Source organism: Streptomyces sp. NPDC047515 (assembly GCF_040643055.1).
Lineage (GTDB): Bacteria > Actinomycetota > Actinomycetes > Streptomycetales > Streptomycetaceae > Streptomyces.
Genome location: NZ_JBEYTM010000061.1, coordinates 41,768 through 48,180, shown reverse-complemented (window position 1 = coordinate 48,180; position 6,413 = coordinate 41,768). Strand labels below are relative to the sequence as shown.

4 protein-coding genes are annotated in these 6,413 nt (G+C 66.4%); 3 read left to right on the top strand and 1 reads right to left on the bottom strand.

What is annotated here, in order from left to right; all coding sequences use genetic code 11:
- Positions 1-93: 93 nt before the first annotated feature.
- Positions 94-1,308 (bottom strand): helix-turn-helix domain-containing protein, encoded by a 1,215-nt coding sequence (locus tag ABZ826_RS32950; RefSeq protein ID WP_361456667.1) that lies wholly within the window; start codon positions 1,306-1,308, stop codon positions 94-96.
- An 860-nt stretch (positions 1,309-2,168) separates the two neighbouring features.
- On the opposite strand from ABZ826_RS32950, the gene ABZ826_RS32945 reads away from it, so the two are divergent.
- From ABZ826_RS32945 to ABZ826_RS32935, 3 genes are all read left to right on the top strand, one after another.
- On the top strand, positions 2,169-3,101 hold the full coding sequence (locus ABZ826_RS32945) for a hypothetical protein (protein WP_361456664.1): 933 nt from the start codon (positions 2,169-2,171) through the stop codon (positions 3,099-3,101).
- A gap of 796 nt (positions 3,102-3,897) precedes the next feature.
- On the top strand, positions 3,898-4,584 hold the full coding sequence (locus tag ABZ826_RS32940; RefSeq protein ID WP_361456661.1) for a hypothetical protein: 687 nt from the start codon (positions 3,898-3,900) through the stop codon (positions 4,582-4,584).
- Between the two features lie 337 nt (positions 4,585-4,921).
- Complete coding sequence (locus tag ABZ826_RS32935; protein ID WP_361456658.1) at positions 4,922-6,382, top strand: DUF6801 domain-containing protein; 1,461 nt, start codon at positions 4,922-4,924, stop codon at positions 6,380-6,382.
- Positions 6,383-6,413 lie beyond the last annotated feature (31 nt).

Sequence of the window (6,413 nt, the reverse complement as noted above, 5' to 3'; positions counted from 1 at the left end):
CGATTAGGCGTAGGAACCTCGATCTTCTCACCGGCAAAGTGCACCTGTCGCTGTATCAGCTGTCGCATACCCCGCACTACCTGCGGATTCGGGTCAGAGGGACACATCGGTGCCGCGTTCGCGCAGTTGGAGTGCCCGTAGTACGGCCTCGGTCGAAAACCGGCTTTCCGAATCGACCAGTTGTGCACCGAAGATCGTCTCCAGATTGCGTATCCGGTACCGGACGGTTTGAGGATGCACATCCAGCAGCTCGCCCATGTGGGCCGCGGTCCCCCTGGTTTCGAGCCAGACGCGGAGCGTTTCGATCAGCCGCTCGCGCCGGTTGGTGCTGATTCCCGCGATCGGAGCCAGTTCGCGCCGGGCGAGTTGATCGAGGAGGGCCGTGTCGGAGAGGAGCCATAGCGTGATGAGGTGGTCCTCGCACCGTACGAGCGGCGCGTCCGCGATGATCCCGGCGTCGACGAGTTCGAGGACCCGGCGGGCCCAGCGGATCGAGTCCGAGGCGAGTGCCGTGGGGACGGTCAGTCCGATGGCTGCCCGGGTGCCGAGGAGGGCGCGCTCAAGCATCTGTCTTCGCGCCTCGTCGAGCGATCCCGGGATGAGTAAGTGGGGCTGTGGATCACTGAGGTCGAGCAGGACGTCGCGGTCCAGGCCGGCCCGGTCGAGCCCGGCCGGGGCTCTGGCGGCGACCAGGGTCACCTGTTCCGGCAGCGTCCAGCCGGTCTGCTCGCAGAGTTCGGCGATGGCGGTCCGGGGCACCGGCCGTCCGGCGAGGACCAGATGCAGCAGACGGCGGCGCATGGCCTCGCTCTGCTCGCCGGACTGCGACTGCACCTCCAGGAAACCCTCACGGGAGAGCGACTCCAGTTCGTCGATGTACGCGAACAGCGCGTCGGCGAAACTGAGCATCAGGGTGGGGGAGAAGCTGTAGGTCCGGCCGACCTTCTTGGCTCGGCGCAGCGCCACCCGGGCGCCGAGCCGGTAGGCCCCCTGCAGCGTCTCCATGCTGCGGCCCTCATACGCCTCGAACCGCCCGAAACGACGGCACATGTCGTCGCGGAGGGTGGTGGAGGTGGATGGTTCGGCAACCAGATCGACGAATGACGCGAGGCTCTGTTCCACGCCGACACGAATGGCCTGACCGTTCGGGCCGTTGAGCAGACGTGCGTATTCCGGATAGGCCCGGGTGACCTCGACGCCGATTTCCTTGATCAGGCTCGGCAGTTCGGGCCGCATGATTGCGGCGAATTCCTGGGGGAGCGGGCCCAGGGGGTCTCCGGTGTCCGACGGCTGTACTAGCTCTGGCATGACTGTCCCCTTGCTCTCCGGCGCCCGGTGGGGGTGAGGCGGTGGGGGGAAAGCGCTCCCATCAACCGGCAGGTGCGTACCAAGTTCGCGATGAAGATAGACCAAGTCAGCTGCTGTGCCCACTACTTGTACAAGATCGGAGTGCAAGGGGCACGTATTTCGGTCGCGTTGTGGGGCTTCCGTGCAGGTGGGACGGCAATGCTCACTTCCGGACAACGTATTTCGGCCGCTTGTTTCTCGACGACAAAAAAACCGGCGTCGGTGAAGCGGTGCGCCGGGTGGCAGGAGCGGGGCGGTCGACGACGTCCTGCCGTGCGCAGGCCGCTCCGCAGCGGCCTCCCGGACGCGGTCGCGCCCGCGTGACGGCCGCGGGTGGTCCGGATCGGCCGGAATCTCACCGTGCGCAGTGGCGCCTTCATCACGTCCGAGGGCCCGCCGCCGGCCTTGCCTCCCTCGCGCGGGAGAGGTCCCGCACCCCGCGAGCCCATCCGTCGCGTCTTCACATACGCATCCGTTGACAAGCCTTCAGGCTCCGTCTGCTCATTTCTGGATCAAAAATCGGCTATCGCAAAAGATCTTAACCGGCAGGATTGTGTCGCCGTGTTTCCCGCAAGTAACATCACGGCTCGGCCAATTAAGGCATGCTATTCGCCGGTAAATTACTGCTCGGTCTCCGGGCTCCGGATCCACCCGCGACGCACTACTGAAACCGGGCCGTCGGCGTTCACCTGACGTGGCCGTGCCCCAGAAAGTCCCGCACACAACGCATGCCGTCATTCTTGGCGCCGATGCCGCCTGCGTTGAAACCGGCCAACTCCATGTACGACGCCGTCCAGGGGCGGCAGTCAAGAGGGGACGACATGAGAATCGCTTCGACCGGAGCGCGCGTGGGGCTGCTCTCAGCCTGTACCGCGTTCGTCGCCGTACTGTCCACCGGAACGGCCACCGCGGCCACGCAACTGAACGGGCACTGGGCGCCGTTCAACCGGTGCCCGGTGGACGCGCCCGCCATGCTGGCGGCCGACGGCGTGACGAACACCGCGACCTGCATCTCCTCGCATTCGGCCGGCGGGTCGATCAAGCTCGGCAACACGCAGGTGCCGACCGGCAACACCGACCTCCAGCTCGGGGTAATCCAGCACAGCGACGGCACCACGTCGCTGATCGCCCCGCCGGAGGGTGCGCTCGTCGCCGACTCCGCGGACCTCCCGGGTGGTCTGCTCGGTCTCATGTGCCCGAGCGGCATCCCGGTCGTCTCGGGAATCTGCAACCAGATCACCAACAGCACTCTCAACAAGGTGACCGCCACGATCGAACCGGCGGGTGCCCCGAGGGACTTCAATATGGCGGCGAGCTTCGGCACCGGCCAGCCGATCCTGTCGATCCCGGTCCGCATCCATCTGCGGAACCCGTTCCTCGGCGACAAGTGCTACATCGGAACCACCTCGAACCCGATCGTGCTGAAGCCCCAGAACAACACCGCCCCCTCTCTCTCGCTCCAGCAGTTCGCCGGCGACGGGACGCCCGATGACTCGGGCGAGATGGGGCGCTACACCTTCGGCGGCGCCGATCAGGGGGACTCCACCTACGCAGTCCCGGGAGCCAGCGGCTGCGGCGCCGGCCTGCTGGACTGGGCGGTCAACCTGAAGACCAGTCTTCCCTCGGCCTCGGGCAAGAACAACGTGGTCCTGAACCAGGCCTCCACATACTTCGCGAGCCCCTACGACCCGGCCGGCCTGGCCCCGGACGAGGGCAAGGCACTCTCGCGGTACTGGCACTCCGCCGCGCGGTAGAGCCCGGTTTCTTCGGCCACGGCAGGCATTGCGCTCGTCCGGTTCGGTCAACTGCCGGACGAGCGCGACGCGGACGGCGAAGGAAAGGGATTCCAGACGCAGGGCAACGAGAATTCTGGCGGCGGTCGGCGTGGCCACGGCCTCGGCGGTGCCGGCAGGTTCACCGGCGCTGTCCGCGCCGACGAACCGGACGGTCACGCCGAGTGGTTCCTTCTCGGGGACCAGCGGCGTCCTCATGCTGATGGACAGCATGGGCAACCAACTGCAGTGCCTGGAATCCGCCCTCACCGGAGTCGCGTCGACATCGTCCCTCCCGGGCCCCGGCCGGCACAGGTTCGTGGAGTCGGCGAATCCGCCACCATCAGCGGTTCATACGCCGTCGTGAGCGGCTCCGGCATATCGCCTGTCATTGCCGGCAGGTGATCGTCATTCGATTTGATGGGGCAGCTCACGATCTGCCTTGTGCTGCCAGAATGCAGAGCGAATGGCAAGAAGAGTCGAATCCCTTCTCAACTCCGAATTGATGGAGTACCGTACCGCACGGCAGCCGGGAAGAAATCAGGGCAATCGATGTCATCGCCCGCATCCGAACAGGGAATTCCGGCGGAATGTCGACTCCATCGGAATCCTTCGCACACATGAAGTGTCCGTAGGGTTCCTGGCGAAGCAGGAGCCCGCCCGATACATGGGCGGGAGCACCTCCCCAAGATAATTCCACGGTGGGTCGTGACTGTCCTTTCCTTCTGCGTCGCACCCCCACTGATTCAGCAACGGGACAGGAAAAGGGAGAAGTTCCATGCGCAAGAAGACGAGCATCCTGACAGCGGTCGCCGCCGCTGCCGCCGCGGTCGCCCTGACCGCCCCTTCGGCGATGGCTGGGCCCACCGCGGCCTGGAATGTCACGCCGACGGGCAACTTCACCGGCGCCGCCGGCCAGACCATCCTCACCGACAACGTCGGCAACCAGATCAAGTGCGCAACCGCCACGGCCAACGGCAACGCCCCTGCCTCGCCCGTCGCCGGGCCCGTGCTCGCCCAGATCAGCACAGCCACGTTCAACGCGCCGTGCACCGGCCCGTTCAGCAGCACGTGGACCGTCACCAGCGAGACCTCCGGAGCCAACGGTCCGTGGCGGATCAATGGCAATACGCCGGGCGGCTACACGGCGGGCGCCGGTGCCAACAGCACCGGTCTGACCAAGGGATACATCGACAACATCAAGGCCACGGTCACGGGTTCCAGCGTTCTCGGCCCCTGCACCTTCGTGGTGACGGGTTCGGCGGACGCTGAGTACAACAATCCGACCGCCGGGGGTGCCAACGGCACTCTCGCCGTCGCGCCCGCCGCGACCAGCCCGCGCACACTGACCATCAGCAACAAGGTGGGCGGCGGCTGCGGGATCGTCGGTGCGACGGCGACGTTCAAGGGCGCCTACACCGTCAAGAGCGCCTCCGGCGTCTCGCCCGTCATCACCTACAGCTGACCGGCCACGCGCTCGACCTCTCGCCCGCAGCGGATGGCCCGGCCACAGCAGTGACGGCCGGGCCATCCGGTGTGGCGCCGGTGCCCGAGGACGCGTGCACGTCGCCGGTGCCCGGGGACGCGTACGCAACACTCAAGAACTGACAGTTTCCCGCTCATTGATTGTCACGGATTGCCAAGAAGAACAGCGGTCGTCGTGCCTCATGAATCCTTGAAGATTCACTGCTTCCCCTCAGTTGCGACGGCGCGTACCGTACCGTCCAGTAAGTCGGGCGGTGCTGTCGGTGGGTCAAAAATCCACGCGATGTTCTGAATGTGAGCCCCGGAGGTATCGAGACATGGCAAGCAACGTGCGCTGGACAACTCGTCAGCCCGCGCGATTTGCCGCAGGTGGCCTCCTGGTCGTCGCGGCCACCTTTCTTCCGGGCGCGGATTCGGCGGCCGATTCGCCACGGGAGGAGATATCCCTCGGCTACAACTGCCAATTCCCGGAGGGTTCGTATGCGATGACGGCCGTCGTCGCGGGACGATTTCCGGCAGGCGGAAGAGCGGGCCGACCGGTGGAGCCCCGCGATGTGACGGTGGAGGTCGATCTGCCGAAGGCCGTGCTGGACGAGTTGGCGGAGCTCGATGCCACAGCGGTGTCGGCCGTCGCGCAACTGAAGGTCCTGCACGCCATGTCGAAGGAGTCCGCCACCGCAGACTGGTCCGGGCTCAAGGCTCCCGCGCAGGACATCGCCGGGCAGGACAGTCTCAAGCTCGAAGCCGCGGGCGCGGTCCCGACGGCCACGTTCGGCTCGCCCGGCACCGCCACCCTGTCCGCCTCGGACCTGACGCTGGCCCTGAGCCCGTTGAAAGAGGACGGCTCGGCCGCCCTGCCGGACGGCGTCGACGTCGCCTGCCGGCTCGTGGACGGAGCGGACGGCACGCTCGCGTCCTTGACCATCGGTGGCCCGGCGGCGGAGAAACCCGTCGAGCCCACCCCCGACCTTCCCGACCTTCCCGACCTTCCCGACCTTGCCGGGAAGCTCCCGCCCAGCCAGCGGGAGAAGCTGAACGACCCCCGACGCTCGGCCAGGGCGGAGGGCGACGCCGATCCCGAACCGTGCCCCTTCCCGCCGTTTTCCGTTCCCACGCCGGCCGAGACCTATGTGGCAGGGTTCACGAACGTCAAGAAGCTCAACTCGGCGGCGTTGCTCGGACCCGCTCATCTGAACGTCGTTCTGATGAAGACGTACATCGCCGATCCGTGCACGGACACCTTCACGGTGCTCAGTGAGGCGGACTTCGACTACAACGGGCGTCGGCAACTGCCCCCGTCGCAGGGGACATTCCTCACCTACGGATTCATGCCGACCACCGCGACCATGGTGTTGTCCCAGGTGGGCCCGCCCGCCCTCATCAAGTCCGTCAGCCACAACGCCGACCCCAGGATCCCGGAGGACACGACCGTCACCGCCGACTTCGAACTCACCATCAGTGATGTCCGTGTCAATGGCGAACCTCTCGACGTGGGCCCCAACTGCCGGACGGTCACGCCGATCAAACAGACACTTTACGCGTTCGGTACGGGTAATCCGCCCTCGGGATACACGGTCAACCGCGGCGGCACGATGAGTGGTGAAACCGATATCCCGGCATTCACGGGCTGCGGTGTCGACGAGGACCTGTCACCACTGATGACAGCATCCATCTCCGGCAGCGGAAACTACATCAAGATGACGCAGGCCCCGCTGTGCGTGGTCAGCAACCCCGACAGCCCGGACTGTCCCGCGAAGAAGCCCGTTCCGGAACGCTGACCCCGTCCGACGGCCGCCGGCCCCGACCCTG